This window comes from Burkholderia sp. Cy-637, assembly GCF_011753175.1.
GTDB classification, from domain to species: domain Bacteria; phylum Pseudomonadota; class Gammaproteobacteria; order Burkholderiales; family Burkholderiaceae; genus Burkholderia; species Burkholderia gladioli.
Map to the genome: position 1 here is coordinate 39,678 of NZ_VWWC01000010.1, position 19,012 is coordinate 58,689.

Sequence of the window (19,012 nt, forward strand, 5' to 3'; positions counted from 1 at the left end):
TCGCGCCGCCCTTCGTGCACCTATCGCGCGAGCGCCTCGGCGCCGGCGGCTTCATCCGCCTTGGACTCCCCGCCCGCCTCGGGCGGCGCGAACCGCGACAGGTCGCGATAGGCCGCGCCGGGATGCGCCTCGCCGAGCCGCGGCCCCTCGCCGAACAGCTTCTCGCGCAGCGTGCCGGGCCGGTAGGCGTTCGGGTACACGCCGCGCCGCTGCAGTTCCGGCACCAGATAGCCGACCACGTCCTCGAAACTCTCGTGGGCCAGCGCATAGGCGAGGTTGAAACCGTCCACGCCGGTCTCCTCGACCCATTCCTGCAGGATGTCGGCCACCGTCGCGGGCGAGCCGACGAATACCGGCCCCAGCCCGCCGATGCCGCCGAAGCGCGCCAGTTCGTCGATGGTCCAGCTCTTGTCGCCGCCCGCCAGATGCTCGACGGCCGAGACGATGGCATTGGTCTCGACCCGCTTGACCAGGTCGGTCGGCGCGTACTGGCCGAAGTCGATGCCGGTCCAGCCCGACATCAGCACCAGCGAGCCGTCGTAGGACACATAGCGCTGGTAGTCCTCGAACTTCGCCTGCGCCCTGGCGTCGGTCTCGTCGACCACGATCGTCACCAGCGTGTAGATCAGCAGCTCGGCCGGATCGCGGCCCGCCTCGATCGCGCGCCGCCGGATGTCGGCCACGTAGTCGCGCAGGGTCGCGCGGGTGGGCGCGGCCACGAACACGCATTCGGCGTGTTGCGCCGCGAAGGCCTTGCCCGAGCCCGAGGCGCCAGCCTGGTAGAGCACCGGCGTGCGCTGCGGCGAGGGCTCGCAGAGGTGGTAGCCGGGCACGTCGAAATGCTTGCCCCGGTGGCGGATCGGGTGGATTTTCGCCGGGTCGGTGAAGATGCGCCGCTCGCGGTCGCGCAGCACCGCGCCGTCCTCCCAGCTTCCCTCGAACAGCTTGTAGAGCACCTCCAGGTATTCGGCGGCGATCTCGTAGCGGTCGTTGTGCCCTTCCAGGCCGGTCTGGCCCAGGTTGCGCGCGCCGCTTTCCAGGTAGGAGGTGACGATGTTCCAGCCCACCCGCCCCTTGCTGTGATGGTCGGCCGTCGAGAGCCGGCGCGCGAAGGTATAGGGATGCTCGAACGAGGTCGAGGCGGTGATGCCGATGCCGAGGTGCTCGGTGGCCAGCGCGATCGGCCCGGCGAGCTGGATCGGGTCGTTGACAGGGATCTGCACGCCCTGGTGCAGCGCGTGATGGTTGCTGCCCTGGTAGACGTCGTAATAGCCGATCACGTCGGCGATGAAGATGCCGTCGAAGATGCCCTTCTCGAGCGTCCTGGCCAGGTCGGTCCAGTATTCGAGGTCCTTGTACTGCCAGGAGCGGTCGCGCGGATGGGCCCACAGCCCCGGCGACTGGTGCCCGACGCAGTTCATCTCGAAGGCGTTGAACCGGATGGGTTTGCTCATGATTCGATATCTCCGCTCGGAAAGACCGCGCCGGGCAGCCGCCGCGCGGTCGGACGACAATCCGTCGAATCTATCGAATGGCCTGGATCGCGACCAATATCGATTCCGGCAAACCTTATCGGCGCCGGCGGCAATTGCTTATCGCCGCCGGCGGATAGGCCGCAGCCATGAAAAAAGCGGCACCGGCCATGCATGACCGGTGCCGCTTCGTTTCTGCCCGGGCCAGCGCCGCATGGGCGGCGCCGGCCGGTGTCTCCTCGTGCCTCTAATCCTCTCGACGCCGGTTCAGGCCGTCGCGTTCAGCGCCTCGGCCAGCGCGCCGACCAGGTTGTCGATCTCGCGCGGCTCCGAAATGAACGGCGGCGCGAGCTGGATCGTGTCGCCGCCGTAGCGCACGTAGAAACCCTTCTCCCAGCAGCGCATCGCCACCTCGAACGGGCGGCGGCCCGGCTCGCCCTGCGCGCCCTCGATGGTGATGCCGGCCGCCAGGCCGAAGTTGCGGATGTCGGTCACGTGGCGCACGCCCTGCAGGCCATGCACGGCGTTCTCGAAATGCGGCGCCAGCGCGCGCACGCGGCCCACGCCGTCTTCCTTGACCAGCAGGTCCAGCGCCGCGTTGCCGGCCGCGCAGGCCACCGGGTGCGCCGAGTAGGTGTAGCCGTGCGGGAATTCCAGCATGTAGTCGGGGCCGCCCGCGGCCATGAAGGTGTCGTAGATCTCCTTGGTCGCCACCACGCCGCCCAGCGGCTGGGTGCCGTTGCTGACCTGCTTGGCGAAGTTCAGGATGTCGGGCGACACGCCGAAGGCATCCGCGCCCGTCATCGCGCCGGCGCGGCCGAAGCCCGTGATCACCTCGTCGAAGATCAGCAGGATATCGTGCGCGGTGCAGATCTCGCGCAGGCGCTTCAGGTAGCCCTTGGGCGGCACCACCACGCCGGCCGAGCCCGAGAACGGCTCGACGATCACCGCGGCGATGTTGGAGGCGTCGTGCAGCGCGATCAGCTCGAGCAGGCGATCGGCCAGCTCGGCGCCCTGCTCGGGCAGGCCGCGCGAGAACTTGTTCTGGGCCAGTTGCGTATGCGGCAGGAAATCGGCCTCGATGCCCTGGCCGAACAGCTTGCGGTTCGGCCCGATCCCGCCCACCGAGATGCCGCCGAAGTTCACGCCGTGGTAGCCCTTCTCGCGGCCGATCAGGCGCGTCTTGCTGCCCTTGCCCTTGGCGCGCCAGTAGGCGCGCGCCATCTTCAGCGAGGTATCGGCGGCTTCCGAGCCCGAGCCGGTGAAGAACACGTAGTCGAGGCCGGCCGGCGTCAGGTCCTTGATCTTGTTGGCCAGTTCGAAGGATTGCGGATGGCCGAACTGGAAGGCCGGCGAATAATCGAGCTTGGCGATCTGGCGGCTGACCGCCTCGGTGATCTCGCTGCGGCCATGGCCCAGCCCGCAGCACCAGAGGCCGGACAGGCCGTCGAAGATCTTGCGGCCTTCGGCGTCGGTGTAATAGGCGCCCTTGCCCTCCACGATCAGGCGCGGGTCGCGCTTGAACTGGCGGTTGCCGGTAAACGGCATCCAGTGGGCCTCGAGCCAGGCGGCGTCGGTGCGGATCGCGTCCGCTTGCGGGGTGGTCACGGTGTCGGTCATGTCGGCAGGCGCGCGGCGCTCCTCGGTGGGTTCAGTGTGTTGCGCATTGTTGGGTCGCCAGATAGTCTTGTGAATATCGCAATATCAATGTTCACTTGAGCATTCATGCAAGTAAGAAACCCCAAGCATCGCGCCCTGCTCGGCCAGCTCAGCGACATGGACCTGCGCCTGCTGCGCGTCTTCAAGGTGGTGGTGCAGTGCGGCGGGATGGCCGCCGCCGAACTGGAACTCAATATCGGCATCTCCACCATCAGCCGCCACGTCAAGGACCTGGAAACGCGGCTCGGCCTGGTGCTGTGCCGGCGCGGCCGCGCCGGTTTCACGCTGACGCCCGAGGGGCAGACCGTCTACGAGGAAACCCTGCGCCTGCTGGTCTCGCTGGAGGCGTTCCGCGCCCGCGTGGACGGCATCCACGACCGCATGGGCGGCGAGCTGCAGGTGGCCATGTTCGACAAGACCGCCACCAACCCGGCGGCGCGCGTGGCCGAGGCGATCCGCCGTTTCACCGAGGCCGCGCCCGAGGTGGTGCTGAACCTGCACGTGGCCTCGATCCAGGAGATCGAGCGCGGCGTGATCGACGGCAGCTACCAGATCGGCATCATCCCCGAGCACCGCAGCTCCGGCAGCCTGGTCTATACCGAGCTGTTCGAGGAACGCATGCTGCTCTACTGCGGCGCCGGCCATCCGCTGTTCGGCGCCGCCCACGACAAGCTGAACTGGGACGGCATCCGCGAACACGCCTTCGCCGGGCTCGGCTTCCATTCGCCCAACCTGAAGCTCACGCATCGCGCCAGGCTCACGCGCAGCGCGACCGCCTCGGACCAGGAATCGGTGGCCACCCTGATCCTGTCGGGCAAGTTCCTCGGCTTCCTGCCCGACCATTACGCCGAGAGCTTCGAGCGCGCCGGGCGCATGCAGGCGATCGCGCCGCGGCGCTTCCACTATCGCTGCCGCTTCGTCAGCCTGTTCCGCCGTTCGCCGCAGCCGTCGCGGGCCGCGCTGCTGTTCCAGGAATGCCTGGGCGCGGCGCACGCAGGTGAAAAAAAAGCCGGCGCGAAGGCCGGCGGGGAGAGCCAGAAAGGCGGGGTGGCATCGGGCGACACGAGCGCATCGGTTGCGCCGGCCAAACCGGCCAAACCGGCCAAACCGATTCGCGGCGCCTCCAGGCGCGCCGCGGCCGGGGCCTAGACCGCGGGAGGCAGGCTCGTCGGGCAAGCGGCGCGCCTCAGGCGCCCCGCTTGCCGCCCAGGTGCGTGTCGAGAAAGGCGATCATCGCCTCGTAGAACTCGTACTGGTTCTCCTCGTTGGCGAAGCCGTGCCCCTCGTTCTCCTTGAGCATGTACTGCACGTCGATGCCGCGCGAGCGCAGCGCCTCGACGATCTGGTCGCTCTCGGCCTGCTTGACGCGCGGATCGTTGGCGCCCTGCGCGACGAACAGCGGCGTGACGATGCGATCTGCGAAGAACAGCGGCGAGGCGTCGTGCAGTTGCTGGCGCCCGGCCTCGGTGGTCGGGTCGCCGATCTGCTCGTACATCATCTCCAGCAGCGGCTTCCAGTAAGGCGGCATCGATTCGAGCAGGGTGAACAGGTTCGACACGCCCACGTAGTCGATGGCCGCCGCGTAGCGCTCGGGCGTGAAGGTCACGCCGGCCAGCGTGGCATAGCCGCCGTAGCTGGCGCCGTAGATGCCGATCCGCTTCGCGTCGACGATGCCCTGCTCGACCAGCCAGTCCACGCCGTCGTCGATATCGTTCTGCATGGTGCGGCCCCACTGGCCGAAGCTCGCCTCCCAGAACGCGCGGCCATAACCGATCGAGCCGCGGAAATTCATCTGCAGCACCGCGTAGCCGTGGTTGGCCAGCATCTGCACCTCGGGGTTGAAGCCCCAGTGGTCGCGCGCCCAGGGGCCGCCGTGCGGATTGACGATCAGCGGCAGCTTGTCCGCATCGGCGAGCGCCCCGCCGTCGAGTTCATGGCCGACCGGCAGCGTCAGGTAGCCGTGGATCGTCAGCCCGTCGCGCGAGCGGTATTCGATCGGCCGCATCGGCGCCATGTCGGCCGCGTCGAGCCAGGGCGTCAGCGTTGCCAGCTCGGTCAGCTCGCGCGAGGCAACGTCGTAGAGCCAGATCGAACCCGTCGACACGTCCGAGGCGTTGCGCACCAGCATGCGCGACTCGTCGCGCGTGTAGCTGACGATGCTGGCCTCGCCGCTCGGCACGCGCGCGTCGAGATCGGCATGCAGCTGCTCGGTGAACGGGTCCAGGTGATGCCAGCCGATCTTGGCTTCCTCGTACCAGATGGTGGTCAGCACGCGGCGCTGGTACGAATAACCCATGCCCTTCACATCGACCTTGTCGTGCTCGAACAGCAGCGTGCCTTCCTCGCCCGTGACCGGATCGAACTCGTAGATCGCGACGCGGTCGCGCCCGCGATTCGACAGCACGTAGAGCTTGCGGTTGTCGAAGCTGAACATCAGCGGCGCGAGCGTCTCGCGGAAGTTGGTGGTGACGACCGGGCGGAACGGCTCGTCCTCGCGCTCGCGGTACAGCAGGGTCTGGTTCACGCCGTCGCCGGCCACCGCCACCCGCAGCTTGCTGTCGTGGTCGGTCATCCAGCCGAGGATGTTGCCGGGGTTCTCGGCGATCAGCGTGGCCTCGCCGCTCGCCACGTCGACACGGAACACGTCGAACACGCTGGCGTCGCGCTGGTTGTGCGAGATCAGCACGTGCCGCTCGTCCTCGATCAGCGCGTCGATGATGCCGGCGCGCACGCGCTCGAACGGCGTCAGGTCGAGGATCTCGCCGCCGTCGATCGGCACCGACAGCACGTGGTAGTTCTCGTCGCCGCCGAAGTCCTTCACGAACAGCACGCGATCGTTGTTCTTCCACGCGTAGCCGCCGATGTCGCGCTGCGATTCATGCGTGAGTGCGCGCGCCTCGCCGAGCGGGCGGCCGCGCTCGTCGATCGCCTGCACGAAAACGTTGAGCCGGCCCTCATGGCGCGCCAGGAAGGACAGGTGACGGCCGTCCGGCGAAAGCTGGAAGCCGGTGCGCTCGGGGCGGCGAAAGAAATCGCGGACGTCGTGGCGCCGGGCGGCGCGCTGCGGGGATCGCTGCATGGACTCTCCTGTTCCGGTGATGCCCGAGGCGCCGGACGCGCCTCGCTCGGGATCGCTCATTCTAGCGTCGCGGCGCGATCGGAACCTTTTTCCCCGGCCAGGCGCGCCGCCGTCCTGCCCGGCTCGGGACAGGGGCAGGTGGTATGCAGCCGATGCCGCAACGCCTCGACCGCGCGCAGCATGCGCCCCGACAGCGTCCATTCCGAGCGGTGGATCAGCCACAGCGTATCGACCACCGAGGCGCCGCACTCGATCACGCGGATCGCCTCCTGGCGCGCGAAGGCCTGGCGCGCGTAACGCGGGATCACGGTGAAGCCCAGGCCGCGCGCGACCGGCTCCAGGATCAGCCCCACCTGGTTGGTGAAGGCCCGGCGCGGCAGGCCGCGCACGCCGGGATTGTCGGGAAAGCGCCGGCTCAGCAGGCGGCTGGCCATCGCCAGGCCGTCGGGATGATCGACGAAGCCGAGCCGTTCCAGGTCCGCCCAGTTGCTCACGTAGTCGTCGGCCGGCACCACCAGCTCGAGCGGCTCCTCGGCGAAGCGGCTCACGGCGAGCCGCTCGTCGTCGGGCTTGAGCGTGACCAGCCCGACCTCGTAGAGATTCGAGAGCACCGCGTCGAGCACCTCGCGATCGGGCGCGAAGCGATGGCGCACCACCAGGCCCGGCGTGGCGAGCTGCATGTCGAGCAGCCAGGGCGCCATCACCAGGCCGATGCTGCCCGGCGTGATCAGGCTGATCTCGCCGCAATCGGCGTCGGCCTCGGCGAGGCGGCTGCGCAGGCGCTGGTCGGCGCGCGCCAGCTCGGCGCAGTAATCGAGCACCACGCGGCCGGTCGGCGTGATGTCGATGCCGCGCGGGCGCCGGATCACCAGCAGGCCGAGCTGGTCCTCCAGGTGCCGCAGGTGCTGGCTGACCGCCGCCTGGGTGAGCCCGAGCCGCTCGGCCGCGCGCGTGAAGTTGCCGGTCTCGACCAGCATCTCGAAGGTTCGCAGCCATTGCGGATTGAGCGGCGTGGCGCCGGCGAGGATGCCGGCTGGCGCGAGGGTCATGGCGCTTGAGGGGGAAATCGGGGCGGCTCAGTGTAGCAGGTCGCTCCGGGGCGCGCCGGCGGCCGGGCGGGAGCCGGAAGCGGTGAGCAGACCGCTCCGTCTCGCTTGCTCCCGTTTCGCGGCAGAATGCGCAAACCGGCTGCCGTGTCGGCCAGCCGACAGCGAGGCCAAGCCCGATTGCCGATGATCGCGGCATGGCCGCCGCGCGCGCCCTGCCGCGCCGGCCCCTCACGAGACGACGAACCACAGGAGACACGGATGAACGCCATCGTATCCGCCCGCCGTTCCGACATCAGCCCCGAGGAATGGGAGATGCGCGTCAACCTCGCGGCCTGCTACCGCCTGACGGCGCTGTTCGGCTGGGACGACCTGATCTTCACCCACATCTCGGCGCGCGTGCCGGGCCCCGAGCATCACTTCCTGATCAACCCCTACGGCATGGGCTTCGAGGAGATGACGGCCTCCTCGCTGGTGAAGGTCGACCTGGACGGGCGCAAGGTGTCGGATTCGCCCTACGAGATCAACCCGGCCGGCTTCGTGATCCACAGCGCCGTGCATGCCGCGCGCGAGGACGCGCACTGCGTGATGCACGTGCATTCGATCAACGGCACGGCGGTGTCGGCCCAGGAGGACGGGCTGCTGCCGCTGACCCAGCATTCGCTGATCGTGCTGCGCTCGCTCGGCTACCACGACTACGAGGGCATCGCGCTGGAGGACGAGGAGAAACCGCGCCTGGTGGCCGACCTCGGCAGCCACACGCACCTGATGCTGCGCAATCACGGCCTGCTGACGGTGGGCGCCTCGCCGGCCGAGGCCTTCGTCGCGATGTACTTCTTCGAGGCCGCCTGCATGATGCAGGTGCGCGCGCAGGCCGGCGGCGGCAAGCTGCGCACGATCGGCCAACCGATCCTCGACGGCATCACCCGCCAGATGGCCACCGTCACCACCAACCAGGGCCCGGGCACCCTGGTCTGGCCGTCGCTGCTGCGCAAGCTCGACCGGCACAATCCCGGCTACGCGCAATGATTCGTCGCCGCCCCTCGCAGGCCACCTCGCGAGGGGCCGCGACGGCCGCGCAGCAGGCATATCGATCGAAGAAATCGCGCTAAGCCGGCGCGACGGCGCTTCCTATAATCGTCGGGATCCCGAACCGACGAACCATCAGGAGGAGCCCGCATGACCACCGCCCGCGAACCCGCCGACTGGCATCTCGACACCATCGCCGTGCACGGCGGCTACCGCCCCGATCCGACCACGCGCGCCGCCGCCGTGCCGATCTACCAGACGGCGGCGTTCGCCTTCGACGACACGCAGCACGGCGCCGACCTGTTCGACCTGAAGGTGCCCGGCAACATCTACACGCGCATCATGAACCCGACCCAGGACGTGCTGGAGCAGCGCCTCGCCCTGCTCGAGGGCGGCGTCGGCGCGCTGGCGCTGGCCTCGGGCCAGGCGGCCGTGACCTACGCGATCCTGACCATCGCCGAGGCCGGCGACAACCTGGTCTCGTCGAGCACGCTCTACGGCGGCACCTACAACCTGCTGGCCCACACGCTGCCGCAATACGGCATCGGCACCCGCTTCGCCGATCCGCGCGAGCCGGACAGCTTCGCCGCCCTGATCGACGCCCGCACCAAGGCGATCTTCGTCGAATCGGTCGGCAACCCGCTCGGCAACATCACCGACATCGCCGCGCTGGCCGAGATCGCGCATCGCCACGGCGTGCCGCTGATCGTCGACAACACGGTGCCCTCGCCCTACCTGCTGCGGCCCTTCGAGCACGGCGCCGACATCGTGGTGCACTCGCTGACCAAGTACCTGGGCGGGCACGGCACCGCGATCGGCGGCGCGATCGTCGATTCGGGGCGCTTTCGCTGGGCCGAGCACGCCGAGCGCTTTCGCCGCCTCAACGAGCCCGACGTCAGCTATCACGGCGTGGTCTACACGGAAGCCTTCGGCGAGGCCGCCTATATCGGCCGCGCGCGCGTGGTGCCGCTGCGCAATACCGGCGCGGCGATCTCGCCCTTCAACGCCTTCCTGATCCTGCAGGGCATCGAGACGCTCGGCCTGCGCATCGACCGGATCAGCGCCAACGCGCTGGGCGTGGCGCGCTTCCTGCAAGGCCACGGCAAGGTGGAATGGATCGACTACTCGGGACTGCCCGAGCATCGCGACCATGCTTTGGCGCAGCGCTACCTGTCGGGGCGCGGCCCCGGCATCCTGACCTTCGGCGTGCGCGACGGCCGCGCCGGCGGCGCCCGCTTCCAGGACGCGCTGAAGCTGTTCACGCGGCTGGTCAATATCGGCGACGCGAAGTCGCTCGCCACCCATCCCGCCTCGACCACCCATCGCCAGCTCTCGCCCGAGGAACTGGCCAAGGCCGGCGTGCGCGAGGAAACCGTGCGGCTGTCGATCGGCATCGAGCATCTCGACGACCTGCTGGCCGATCTCGCGCAGGCGCTCGAAGCCGTGTAGAACGGCGTCGCCACGGGGGGCGCTCAGCGCTCCCAGCGCGAATTCAGCATCACGCTGCACAGGTTCACGCGCGCGAAGCCGGGATCCTTGTGGGCCAGGAAATCGTCGTTGAAGGTGCCGAAGGTGGTGGCCGGGCGGTGCCTGAGCCCCTGGTAGAACACCTCGATCATCCGCTCGGCGAAACCGCGCTCGCGCGGGTAGGCGGCCACCACGGCCTCGCGCTGCGCATCGCTGAACTGCTCGAAGCCGCGCCCCGCCACGTCCATGCCGGCGCCGGCCTGGATCAGCGCGATCTCCGGGTGCATGTGCTCGGGGATGCCGGGCGTGGTGTGCAGCGCGACGGCGGCCCAGACCTTGTCGACATCGTGCGCGTCGATCCCGTGGCCGCGCAGGAAATCGCGCGCGGCGTTCGCGCCGTCCACCTCGAAACGCAGCGGGCTGTGGTGGTAGTGCTCGCACAGGCCGATGTCGTGGAACATGGCGGCCACGTAGAGCAGTTCACGGTCGAACACCAGGCCGCGCTGGCCGCCGAGCAGCGCGGCCCAGCAATACACGCGCGTCGAATGCCGGAACAGCAACTCGCTCTCGGTATCGCGGATCAACTGGGTGGCCTCGCGCGCCAGTTGGCTGTCGGGAAGGTCGATGCCGAAGGCGGCATGGCTCGTCATGGTCGGATCCTGTGGGGTGATGGCGCCGCCCGCCGCGCGCGCCTGCTCGCGCGGGCACTGGCGCAAGCGTGCCAGATTACGTCCGGCCCGGACCAGAAAACAGACCCAAGAATGCGGATTCCGGCTGTACCATGGCGCCCATGACCCAGCTCCGCATCGGACTCGACCGCGCCGCCGGCGCCTCCTTGTCCACCCAGATCTACCGCGAGATCCGCCACGCCATCGAGACCGGCCAGCTCGCCGCCGGCGCGCGCCTGCCGTCCTGGCTCGACCTGGCGGCCCAGCTCGGCGTGGCGCGCGGCACGGTGCGGGTGGCCTACGAGCGGCTGGTCGACGAGCAGTTCGCGGTGGTGCTCGGCCCGGCCGGCACGCGCGTGGCCGAACGCCCGCCGCTGGCCCAGGCGCCGGCGCGCTCGCCCGATGCGCTGCCGCTGGCGGGCCTGTTCCGCGACTTCGGCGCGGCGCCGCTGGCGTTCCAGATGGGCGTGCCCTCGCAGGCCGAGTTCCCCTTCAAGCTGTGGTCGCGCGTGCTGACGCGCGGCGCGCGCCAGGCCGCGGCGGCGCCCGTCAGCTACCCGGATCCGCGCGGCGACCCGGCGCTGCGCAAGGAGATCGCGGCCTACCTGGGCGTTGCGCGCGGGCTGCGCTGCCAGCCCTCCCAAGTGCTGGTCACCACCGGCTTTTCCGGCGCGCTCGGGCTGGCGATCCGCGGGCTCGGCATCGAGGGCCGGCCGGCCTGGATCGAGGATCCCGGCTTTTCGCTCACGCGCATCGCGCTGGACCTGGCGGGGATGCAGACGCAGCCGGTGCCGGTGGATGCCGAGGGAATCGACGTGCAAGCCGGCATCGCGCTCGCGCCGCGCGCCGCCCTGGCGGTGATCACGCCGGGCCAGCAGGCGCCGCTCGGCATGACGCTCTCGCTGCCCCGGCGGCTGGCCCTGCTCGCCTGGGCCCGGCGCAGCGGCGGCTGGATCGTCGAGGACGACTACCTGAGCGAGCTGCAACTGACGGGGCGCGCCGCCCCCGCCCTGGCCTCGCTCGACGAGCACGGCCGCGTGCTGCATATCGGCAGCTTCAGCAAGACCATCAGCCCGGCCTTGCGCCTGGGCTTCCTGGTGGTGCCGCTCGAGCTGGCGGCCCGCTTCGGCGAGATCGCGGCCTGCCTGGCGCCGGCCCCGGCGGCCTCGATCCAGCACGCGGTGGCCGAATTCCTCCGCGACGGCCACTATCTGCGCCATCTGCGCCGCATGAAGCGCCTCTATGCCGCGCAGCGGGAAGCCTTGCTGCGCCAGTTGCGGGCGGTGCCGGCGGACCTGATGTCGGTGCTGGCAGTGGCCGGCACGGCGGTGGTCACGCGCCTGCCCGATTCCGTGGTCGATACCGAGCTGGCGCTGCAGGCGCTGCCCTTCGGCATCGCGCCCACGCCGCTGTCGCCCTGGTACAGCCGGGCGCCGCGGCCGCAGGGCCTGCTGCTGAGCGTGACCAACCTCGACGAGGCGCGGCTGGCCAAGGACTGCCGGCGCCTCGTGCAACTGATCCGCGACGCGCGCTAGGCACGCGCGGCTCAGACCGCCCGCTTGCTGCGGCGGAACTGGTCGAACAGCACCGCCAGCAGCAGGATGCCGCCGCGGATCAGGTACTGGTAGAAGGTCGGCACGTTCATCAGGCTCATCGCGTCCTGCACCGCGCCCATGATCAGCACGCCCACCAGCACGCCGGCGATGGTGGCCACGCCGCCCGTCAGCGACACGCCGCCGAGCACGCAGGCCGAGATCACGCCGAGTTCGAGCCCGACCGAGGTCTTGGGGTCGCCCAGGCTCATGCGCGAGGCCAGCATCACGCCGGCGAAGCCGGTCACCAGGCCCTGCAGCACGAACACCGCGACCTTGATGCGGGTGACCGGCAGGCCGGCCAGCAGCGCGGCCTCGCTGTTGCCGCCGACCGCCAGCACGTTCTTGCCGAACACGGTCTTCTTGAGCAGGAAGCCGAACACCACGAAGCCGACGATGTTGCTCCAGATCGGGAACGAGATGCCGAGGAAGGCGCCGCTGCCGAGCTCGAAGAAACGCTCCTCGGAGATCATCACGGCATCGCCGTTCGAGGTCAGGAAGGCCAGGCCCCGCACCGCCTCCATCATGGCCAGCGTGGCGATCAGCGAATTGATCCGGAAGCGCGCGATCAGCACGCCGTTGACCAGGCCCACCGCGCCGCCGGCCAGGATGCCGGCCGCCACGCCGAGCAGCACGCTGTGCGAGGCGGTGATCACGGTGGAGGCCACCACGCCCGAGAAGGCGACGATCGAGGCCACCGACAGGTCCACCTCGCCGAGCGCGAGCACGAACATCATGGTCACCGCGATCGAGCCGATCAGCGTGACCGACAACAGCAGGCCCTGGATATTGCGGACCGTGAGGAAGTCCGGCACCGTCGCGGACAGCACCGCGAACAGCACCACGAACACCACCACGATGCCCGACTTGTTGATCATGTCCCACATCCGCGCGCGCGACGGCGTGATCGGCGCGGTGTCGTTGCTGGCGGGCGTTCCCTTCGGCATGGCTTGGTTCATCTCGGGTCCATCGGTTCGGTGCGGCGGCGGGCGCATCGGCGCTCGCCGGCCGCGGTGAGTCGGTTCAGCGCGGCAGCGCCAGCTTGATCAGTTGGTCGGGAGTGGCCTCGGCCTTGGGCACGATGCCGGCGATGCGCCCCTCGCGCATCACCACGATGCGGTCGGCCACGCCGATCACCTCGGCCAGGTCGCTCGACACCATCAGCACGGTGCGCCCCGCCTCGGCCAGGCCGTACAGCAGCGCGTAGATCTCGGCGCGCGCGCCCACGTCGATACCGCGGGTGGGCTCGTCCATCAGGAACACCTCGATGCGCTCGGCCAGCCAGCGCGACAGGATCACCTTCTGCTGGTTGCCGCCCGACAGCGTACCGATCGCGGTATCGCCGTCGCGCGTCTTGATCGCCAGCTTCTCGATGTAGTCGCGCGCCAGCGTGCGCTCGCGCTTCTCGTCGAGCAGGAAGCGCGCCGGGCTGAAGTGGCGGCGCGCGCTGATGTTGAGGTTGTCGGCCACCGAGGCGATCGCCACGATGCCTTCCTGCTTGCGGTCCTCGGGGCACAGCGCGACGCCGGCCCGCACCGCGTCGCGCGGGCTGGCGAAGGCCACGCGGCGGCCGGCCAGCTCGACATGGCCGGCGCTGGCACGGGTGGCGCCGTAGATCAGCTTCATCAGCTCGGAGCGGCCGGCGCCCACCAGGCCGAAGAAGCCCAGGATCTCGCCGCGCCGCGCCGCGAACGAGACCGGCTCGGCCAGCCCCGGCCCGAGCAGCGCCTTGGCCTCCAGCAGCACCTCGCCGGCCTCGCGCGGCCGGTAGCCGTAGACGTCGGCGATCGAGCGGCCGACCATCGCCGCGATCAGGCGGTTGCGGTCGAGCTCGGCCACCGACTCGAAGGTCTCGATATGCCGGCCGTCGCGAAACACCGTGACGCGGTCGCACAGCGTGTAGACCTCGTCCATCCGGTGCGTGACGTAGATGATCGCGCGGCCGTCGGCGCGCAGCGCGTCGATGATGCGGAACAGGTTCTCGGTCTCGCGCGCGGACAGCGAGCTGGTCGGCTCGTCGAAGGCGATCACGCGCGCGTCGCGCATCAGCGCCTTGCCGATCTCGATCATCTGGCGCTGGCCGATCGACAACTCCTTGACCGGCGTGCGCGGGTCGATGCGCTCGCCCAGGCGCTGCAGCGCCTCGGTGGCGCGCCGCACCAGGCCCCGCTCGTCGAGCACGCCGAAGCGGTTCGGCAACTGGCCGAGCATCAGGTTGTCGGCCACCGTCAGCTCCGGCACCAGGTGCAGCTCCTGGTAGATGATCGCCACGCCCGCGTCGATCGCCGCGCGCGTGCCGGCGAAGCGCTGCTCGACGCCGCCCAGCCGCAGCCGGCCCTGCTGCGGCTGGTTCACGCCCGAGAGCACCTTCAGCAGGGTCGACTTGCCCGCGCCGTTCTCGCCCATCAGACCGTGCACCTCGCCGGCGCGCACCGACAGCGACACGCCGTCGAGCGCGCGCACGCCCGGAAAGCTCATGCCGATGCCGTCCAGCTCGAGCCAGGCGGCAGGCGCGCCGCCCGGTTCGGGCGAGCGCTCGAGGGTGCCCAGGGTATCGCTCATCGGTTCCGTCTCCCGCTCGCTCATGCCCGCCTCAGATACCCAGCTCGGCACGCACGGCCTGCCAGTTCTCGCGCGTCATCAGCTTGCCGGTGGTCTGCGTGTCGGCGGGCGGCTGCTTGCCCGAGCGGATCCAGTCGATCAGGTTCTGCGCGCTGTCCTTGCCGTGGTTGGTCGAGCTGACCGCGATGGTGCCGTAGAAGCCGGTCGGCTGCTTCTTCTGGAACTCGGCGAAGGCCTCGCCGGCGCCGTTGATGCCCACCCCGATCACGTCCGCGGACGGCAGGTGCAGCTGCTCGGTGGCGCGCACCGCGCCCAGCACGCTTTCCTCGTTGAGCGCGAACACCACCCACTTCTTGATGTTGGGATGCTGGGCCAGCACCGGCGAGGCCGCGTTGAAGCCGCCTTCGTCGTCGGTGGTCTTCTGCGGCGCGTCGAAGATGTTCTCCTTCCTGAAGCCGCCGGCCAGCAGCGACTGCGTGGCGCCGTCGGTGCGCAGCTTGGCGGTCGGCAGCTCGTAGTCGGTGATGCGCAGCGCGCCGACTTCCTCGGGCTTCCAGCCGCGCTTCTTCATCTCGTCGGTGATTGCCTGGCCGACCTGGTTGCCGATCTTGAAGGCCGACATGCCCAGGTGCGGCACGCCCGCCAGCGGCTTGCCGGAGGAATCCACCAACTGGTCGTCGACGGTCACGAACTTCATGTTGTAGTGCTTGGCGCGCTGCTGGATCGCCGGCCCCAGACGCACGTCGGGCGCGCAGATCACGAAGCCCTGCGCGCCTTGCGCGCCGAGGTTGTCGATCGCGGCCAGCACCTTCTCGCCGTCGGGCGTGCCGATGTTGACCACCGAGAAGTTCTCCTTCTGGCCGAGCGCCGTGGCGGCCTTCTGCTCGTTGATGAACCAGGCCTGCTCGGGCATCTTCACCAGGAAACCGATCTTGGCGGGCGTGTCGGCGCCGGCAGGCAGCGCAGCGCCGAACGAGGCCAGGCACAGGCCGGCCAGGACGGCGCGCAGGGTGGTACGGCGGGTGAATCCGGTCATCTTGCTGTCTCCTCTGATATTGGCGATGGCCTCTTGATGGCGCTTGCCGGTATGGATTGGGTTCAGTTCAGCGGCCGAAGGGCTCGACCTCGACATGGCGGCCGAGCAGGAAGGCGTCGGCCACCAGCCGCAGCGGGCTCAGGTCGACCTCGTCGGTGCCGTGCGCGATCAGCCAGTGGAAGCGCTCGTAGAGCGTCGCGTATTCGCGCTCGGGCGCGAGCGTCACGGGCCGGCCGGCGATGGTCAGGCGCTTGCCGCCCTCGGCGATCTGCAGCAGGCCGCCGTCGGTCTCGACCACGATCTCCCATTGCTCGACCGGGCCGTGCCGCCAGTCGAACTCGGCGCGCACCGGGGCGCCGGCCGCGTTGATGCAGTCGAGCTCGGCCGCGATCGGGGTGGCGCAATCGGCGGGCACGTGCAGCGTGGCCGCGCGCAGCAGCAGCTCGTGCGGCAGGATCCGCGTAACGATCGACAGCGCGTTGATGCCGGGATCGAACACGCCGAGCCCGCCCGGCTCCCAGATCCATTGCTGCCCCGGATGCCAGTGCCGCACGTCCTCCTTCCAGCGCACCTGCACGGCGCGCACCACGCGCGTGGCGAGCCAGTCGCGCGCCGGCTCCACGGCGCTGGCGCAGCGCGAATGCCAGGTGGCGAACAGCGTGCGGCCCTGGCGCTTCGCCAGCGCGTGCAGCGCCTCCACCTCGCTGATGCTCGCGCCGGGCGGCTTTTCCAGCATCACGTGCTTGCCGGCCAGCAGCGCCGCGCGCGCCTGCGCGTAGCGCACCTGCGGCGGCGCGCAGAGCGAGACGGCGTCGAGCTCGGGCTCGGCGGCCAGCAGCGCGTCGATATCGGGGTAGTTGCGGACCTGCTCGACGTGGGCGTTGCGGCTGGCGCTGGCGACCAGCGCGAAACCGTCGTTGCCGGCGATGGCGGGCAGGTGCTGGTCGCGCGCGATCTTGCCGACGCCGACGATGCCGAGGGTATAGGTAGCGTTCATGCTTGCTCGATCTCCTCGCGGCTCAATGGCCCCAGCGCAGCACCAGCGGATCGAGCCGGCGCGCGATCGCGACCAGCTCGGCGCGGGTCTCGGGCTGCATGGCGGGCAGCGGATGGCGCGGCAGCTCGCAGTCGATCACGCCGCCCTCCTTCATCAACGCCTTGCAGGCCAGCAGGCCCGCCTGGCGGTTCTCGTGGTTGATCAGCGGCAGCCAGCGCTGGTAGGCGGCGAAGGCCTCGTCGAGGCGCCCCTCGCGATGCGCGTCGACGATGGTGCGGATCCCGTCGGGGAAACCGCCGCCCGTCATCGAGCCGGTCGCGCCGGCGTTCAGGTCGGCCAGCAGGGTGATGCCCTCCTCGCCGTCCCAGGGGCCTTGCGCCGCGTCGCCGGCCAGGCGGATCAGCTCGCGCAGCTTGTTGGCGGCGCCCGGCGTCTCGATCTTGAAATAGGACACCTGCTCGATCTCGCGCGCCATGCGCGCCAGGAACGGCGCCGACAGCACGGTGCCGCTGGCCGGCGCGTCCTGGATCATGATCGGAATGTCGATCGCGTCGGACACGCGCGCGTAGAACTCGTGGATCTGCGTCTCGGGTACGCGGAAGGTGGCGCCGTGATACGGCGGCATGATCATCACCATCGCCGCGCCCTGCTCCTGCGCGCGCCGGCTGCGCGCCGCGCACAGCCGCGTGCCGTAATGCGTGGTGGTGACGATCACCGGCACGCGGCCGGCCACGTGCTCGAGCACGGTGCGCGTGAGGATCTCGCGCTCCTCGTCGGACAGCGAGAACTGCTCCGAGAAGTTGGCGAGGATGCACAGGCCGTCCGAGCCCGCGTCGATCATGAAGTCGACGGCGCGCTTCTGGCTGGCCAGGTCGAGTTCGCCGGTATCGCTGAAGGTGGTCGGCACCACGGGGAACACACCGCGGTAGCGAGGGGGACGGCTTGAAGTCATGGCATCGGTCCTGCTTCGGTTGTCGGTTGAGTCGCGCGGCATGCGCCGCGCGGGCACGTCAGGATTCTTGATGGGCGAGCGCGTCGCCCGCCAGCGCCCCGGCCGGTGAGCTCGCGCGCAAGGCGGCGCGCACCGCGAAGGCCATCAGCACGGCCACCAGCAGAGTGGCCGCGAGGAAGTACAGGCCGGCGGCCAGGCTGCCGGTGGCGTCCTTGATCAGGCCGACGCTGTAAGGGCCGAAGTAGCCGCCGAGGTTCGCGATCGAGTTGATGGTCGCAATCCCCACCGCCGCGCTCGGCCCGCTCAGGAACTGCCCCGGCAGCGCCCAGACCACGGCCTGGATCGAATAGACCGCGAAGGCCGTCAGGCTGATGAACAGCAATTGCAGCGCGGGGGCGCGGAACCAGGCACTGGCCGCCATCGCCAGCGCGCCGAAGGCGGTGACCGCCACGATGTGCCAGTGACGCTCGCGATGCCGGTCGGAATGGCGCGGCACGATCAGCAGCCCGATCACGGCGCAGATGTAGGGCACGGCCGAGATCAGGCCCGCCGTCGAATCGCTCACGCCGAAGGCCTTGATGATGGTGGGCAGCCACAGCGACAGGCCGTAGATGCTGATCGGGAACGGCAGGTAGAGCAGCGCCATCAGCAGCACGCGGCGGTCCTTGAGCGCCGCGAACGGGCTCAGGTGCGGATCGAGCGCGTAGCGGCCGCGATCGGCGGCCAGCGCCTGCTCGATCCAGCGCCGCTCGGGTTCGGCCAGCCAGCGCGCCTGGGCGGGCGTGTCGGGCAGCACGCGCAGGGTCGGCCAGCACAGCAGCACGGCCGGCAGCCCGCTCAGGATGAACAGCATCTGCCAGTTCGCGAGCCCGGCCACGCCGTGCATCTCCAGCACCAGGCCCGAGATCGGCCCGGTGATGATGCCGGCGATCGGCTGGGCCAGCACCAGCAGGCCGATCACGCGCGCGCGGTGGCGCATCGGGAACCAGTGGGTGAGGAAGTACAGGATGCCGGGATAGAGCCCGGCCTCGGCCGCGCCGAGCAGGAAGCGCAGCGTGTAGAAACCGTTCGGCCCCGTGACGAAGGCGGTCGCCATGGTGATGGCGCCCCAGGTGAACAGGATCCGCGCGAACCAGACGCGCGCGCCGAAGCGAGACAGCGCCAGGTTGCTCGGCACCTCGCAGAGGAAGTAGCCGATGAAGAACAGGCCCGCGCCCAGGCCGTAGGCGGCGTCGCTCAGGCCGATCGCGGCGTTCATGTGCAGCTTCGCGAAGCCGACCACGGTGCGATCGATATAGGCCACCACGTAGATCAGCGCGAGGAACGGCAGGAGCCGGCGCGCGACCAGGCCGACCACGCGTGTCTCCTCGCCGTCGGCCGCCGGATCGGTTGCGCGTGCACCGGTCTCGCCGGAACGCGCTGCCTGCGATTTCGTCATTGCGTCTCCTTCCAC

Annotated in this window: 15 protein-coding genes; 4 read left to right on the forward strand and 11 right to left on the reverse strand. The window is 69.9% G+C overall.

What is annotated here, in order from left to right:
• Nucleotides 1-20 precede the first annotated feature (20 nt).
• Together F3J10_RS05135 and F3J10_RS05140 are read right to left on the reverse strand one after the other, a co-directional pair.
• Nucleotides 21-1,454 (reverse strand): LLM class flavin-dependent oxidoreductase, encoded by a 1,434-nt coding sequence (locus tag F3J10_RS05135; RefSeq protein ID WP_167241401.1) that lies wholly within the window; start codon nt 1,452-1,454, stop codon nt 21-23.
• A 285-nt stretch (nt 1,455-1,739) separates the two neighbouring features.
• On the reverse strand, nt 1,740-3,092 hold the full coding sequence (locus F3J10_RS05140) for an aspartate aminotransferase family protein (RefSeq protein WP_167241404.1): 1,353 nt from the start codon (nt 3,090-3,092) through the stop codon (nt 1,740-1,742).
• A 105-nt stretch (nt 3,093-3,197) separates the two neighbouring features.
• On the opposite strand from F3J10_RS05140, the gene F3J10_RS05145 reads away from it, so the two are divergent.
• Nucleotides 3,198-4,280, forward strand: a complete 1,083-nt coding sequence (locus F3J10_RS05145) for a LysR family transcriptional regulator (protein ID WP_167241406.1) — start codon at nt 3,198-3,200, stop codon at nt 4,278-4,280.
• A gap of 37 nt (nt 4,281-4,317) precedes the next feature.
• Here the strand turns inward: F3J10_RS05145 and F3J10_RS05150 are convergent, their stop codons facing one another.
• Nucleotides 4,318-6,210: a S9 family peptidase gene (locus F3J10_RS05150; protein WP_167241408.1), complete on the reverse strand. Its 1,893-nt coding sequence runs from the start codon at nt 6,208-6,210 to the stop codon at nt 4,318-4,320.
• Between the two features lie 56 nt (nt 6,211-6,266).
• Nucleotides 6,267-7,259, reverse strand: coding sequence for a LysR family transcriptional regulator (locus F3J10_RS05155; protein WP_025098289.1), 993 nt, complete (start codon nt 7,257-7,259; stop codon nt 6,267-6,269).
• 258 nt (nt 7,260-7,517) lie between these two features.
• Between F3J10_RS05155 and F3J10_RS05160 the strand changes: the two genes are divergently transcribed.
• Together F3J10_RS05160 and F3J10_RS05165 are read left to right on the forward strand one after the other, a co-directional pair.
• Entirely contained in the window at nt 7,518-8,285 is a 768-nt protein-coding gene (locus tag F3J10_RS05160; protein WP_167241410.1) for a class II aldolase/adducin family protein, read from the forward strand.
• Between the two features lie 150 nt (nt 8,286-8,435).
• A complete protein-coding gene (locus F3J10_RS05165) occupies nt 8,436-9,734 on the forward strand; it encodes an O-acetylhomoserine aminocarboxypropyltransferase/cysteine synthase family protein (RefSeq protein ID WP_167241412.1) in 1,299 nt (432 codons plus the stop codon).
• A gap of 23 nt (nt 9,735-9,757) precedes the next feature.
• On the opposite strand, the gene F3J10_RS05170 is transcribed toward F3J10_RS05165, so the two are convergent.
• Nucleotides 9,758-10,402, reverse strand: coding sequence for an HD domain-containing protein (locus tag F3J10_RS05170; RefSeq protein ID WP_167241414.1), 645 nt, complete (start codon nt 10,400-10,402; stop codon nt 9,758-9,760).
• A gap of 140 nt (nt 10,403-10,542) precedes the next feature.
• On the opposite strand from F3J10_RS05170, the gene F3J10_RS05175 reads away from it, so the two are divergent.
• Nucleotides 10,543-11,955 (forward strand): PLP-dependent aminotransferase family protein, encoded by a 1,413-nt coding sequence (locus F3J10_RS05175; protein ID WP_167241416.1) that lies wholly within the window; start codon nt 10,543-10,545, stop codon nt 11,953-11,955.
• Nucleotides 11,956-11,966: 11 nt separating this feature from the next.
• Here F3J10_RS05175 and araH read toward each other — a convergent pair whose 3' ends face one another.
• The 6 genes from araH to F3J10_RS05205 all read right to left on the reverse strand — a co-directional run bounded on the left by araH (nt 11,967) and on the right by F3J10_RS05205 (nt 18,997).
• Nucleotides 11,967-12,971, reverse strand: coding sequence for an L-arabinose ABC transporter permease AraH (gene araH / locus F3J10_RS05180; protein WP_025098294.1), 1,005 nt, complete (start codon nt 12,969-12,971; stop codon nt 11,967-11,969).
• Between the two features lie 64 nt (nt 12,972-13,035).
• The gene (gene araG / locus F3J10_RS05185; protein WP_166915491.1) at nt 13,036-14,574 is read right to left on the reverse strand and encodes an L-arabinose ABC transporter ATP-binding protein AraG; all 1,539 of its coding nucleotides are present in this window, start codon (nt 14,572-14,574) and stop codon (nt 13,036-13,038) included.
• A gap of 31 nt (nt 14,575-14,605) precedes the next feature.
• On the reverse strand, nt 14,606-15,610 hold the full coding sequence (locus F3J10_RS05190; protein ID WP_025098296.1) for an arabinose ABC transporter substrate-binding protein: 1,005 nt from the start codon (nt 15,608-15,610) through the stop codon (nt 14,606-14,608).
• A gap of 67 nt (nt 15,611-15,677) precedes the next feature.
• Nucleotides 15,678-16,607 carry a Gfo/Idh/MocA family oxidoreductase gene (locus F3J10_RS05195; RefSeq protein WP_167241418.1) on the reverse strand — a complete coding sequence of 310 codons (930 nt, stop codon included), beginning with the start codon at nt 16,605-16,607 and terminating at the stop codon, nt 15,678-15,680.
• A gap of 22 nt (nt 16,608-16,629) precedes the next feature.
• Nucleotides 16,630-17,559 (reverse strand): dihydrodipicolinate synthase family protein, encoded by a 930-nt coding sequence (locus tag F3J10_RS05200; protein WP_166915485.1) that lies wholly within the window; start codon nt 17,557-17,559, stop codon nt 16,630-16,632.
• A 58-nt stretch (nt 17,560-17,617) separates the two neighbouring features.
• On the reverse strand, nt 17,618-18,997 hold the full coding sequence (locus F3J10_RS05205; RefSeq protein ID WP_167233328.1) for an MFS transporter: 1,380 nt from the start codon (nt 18,995-18,997) through the stop codon (nt 17,618-17,620).
• Nucleotides 18,998-19,012: the final 15 nt, after the last annotated feature.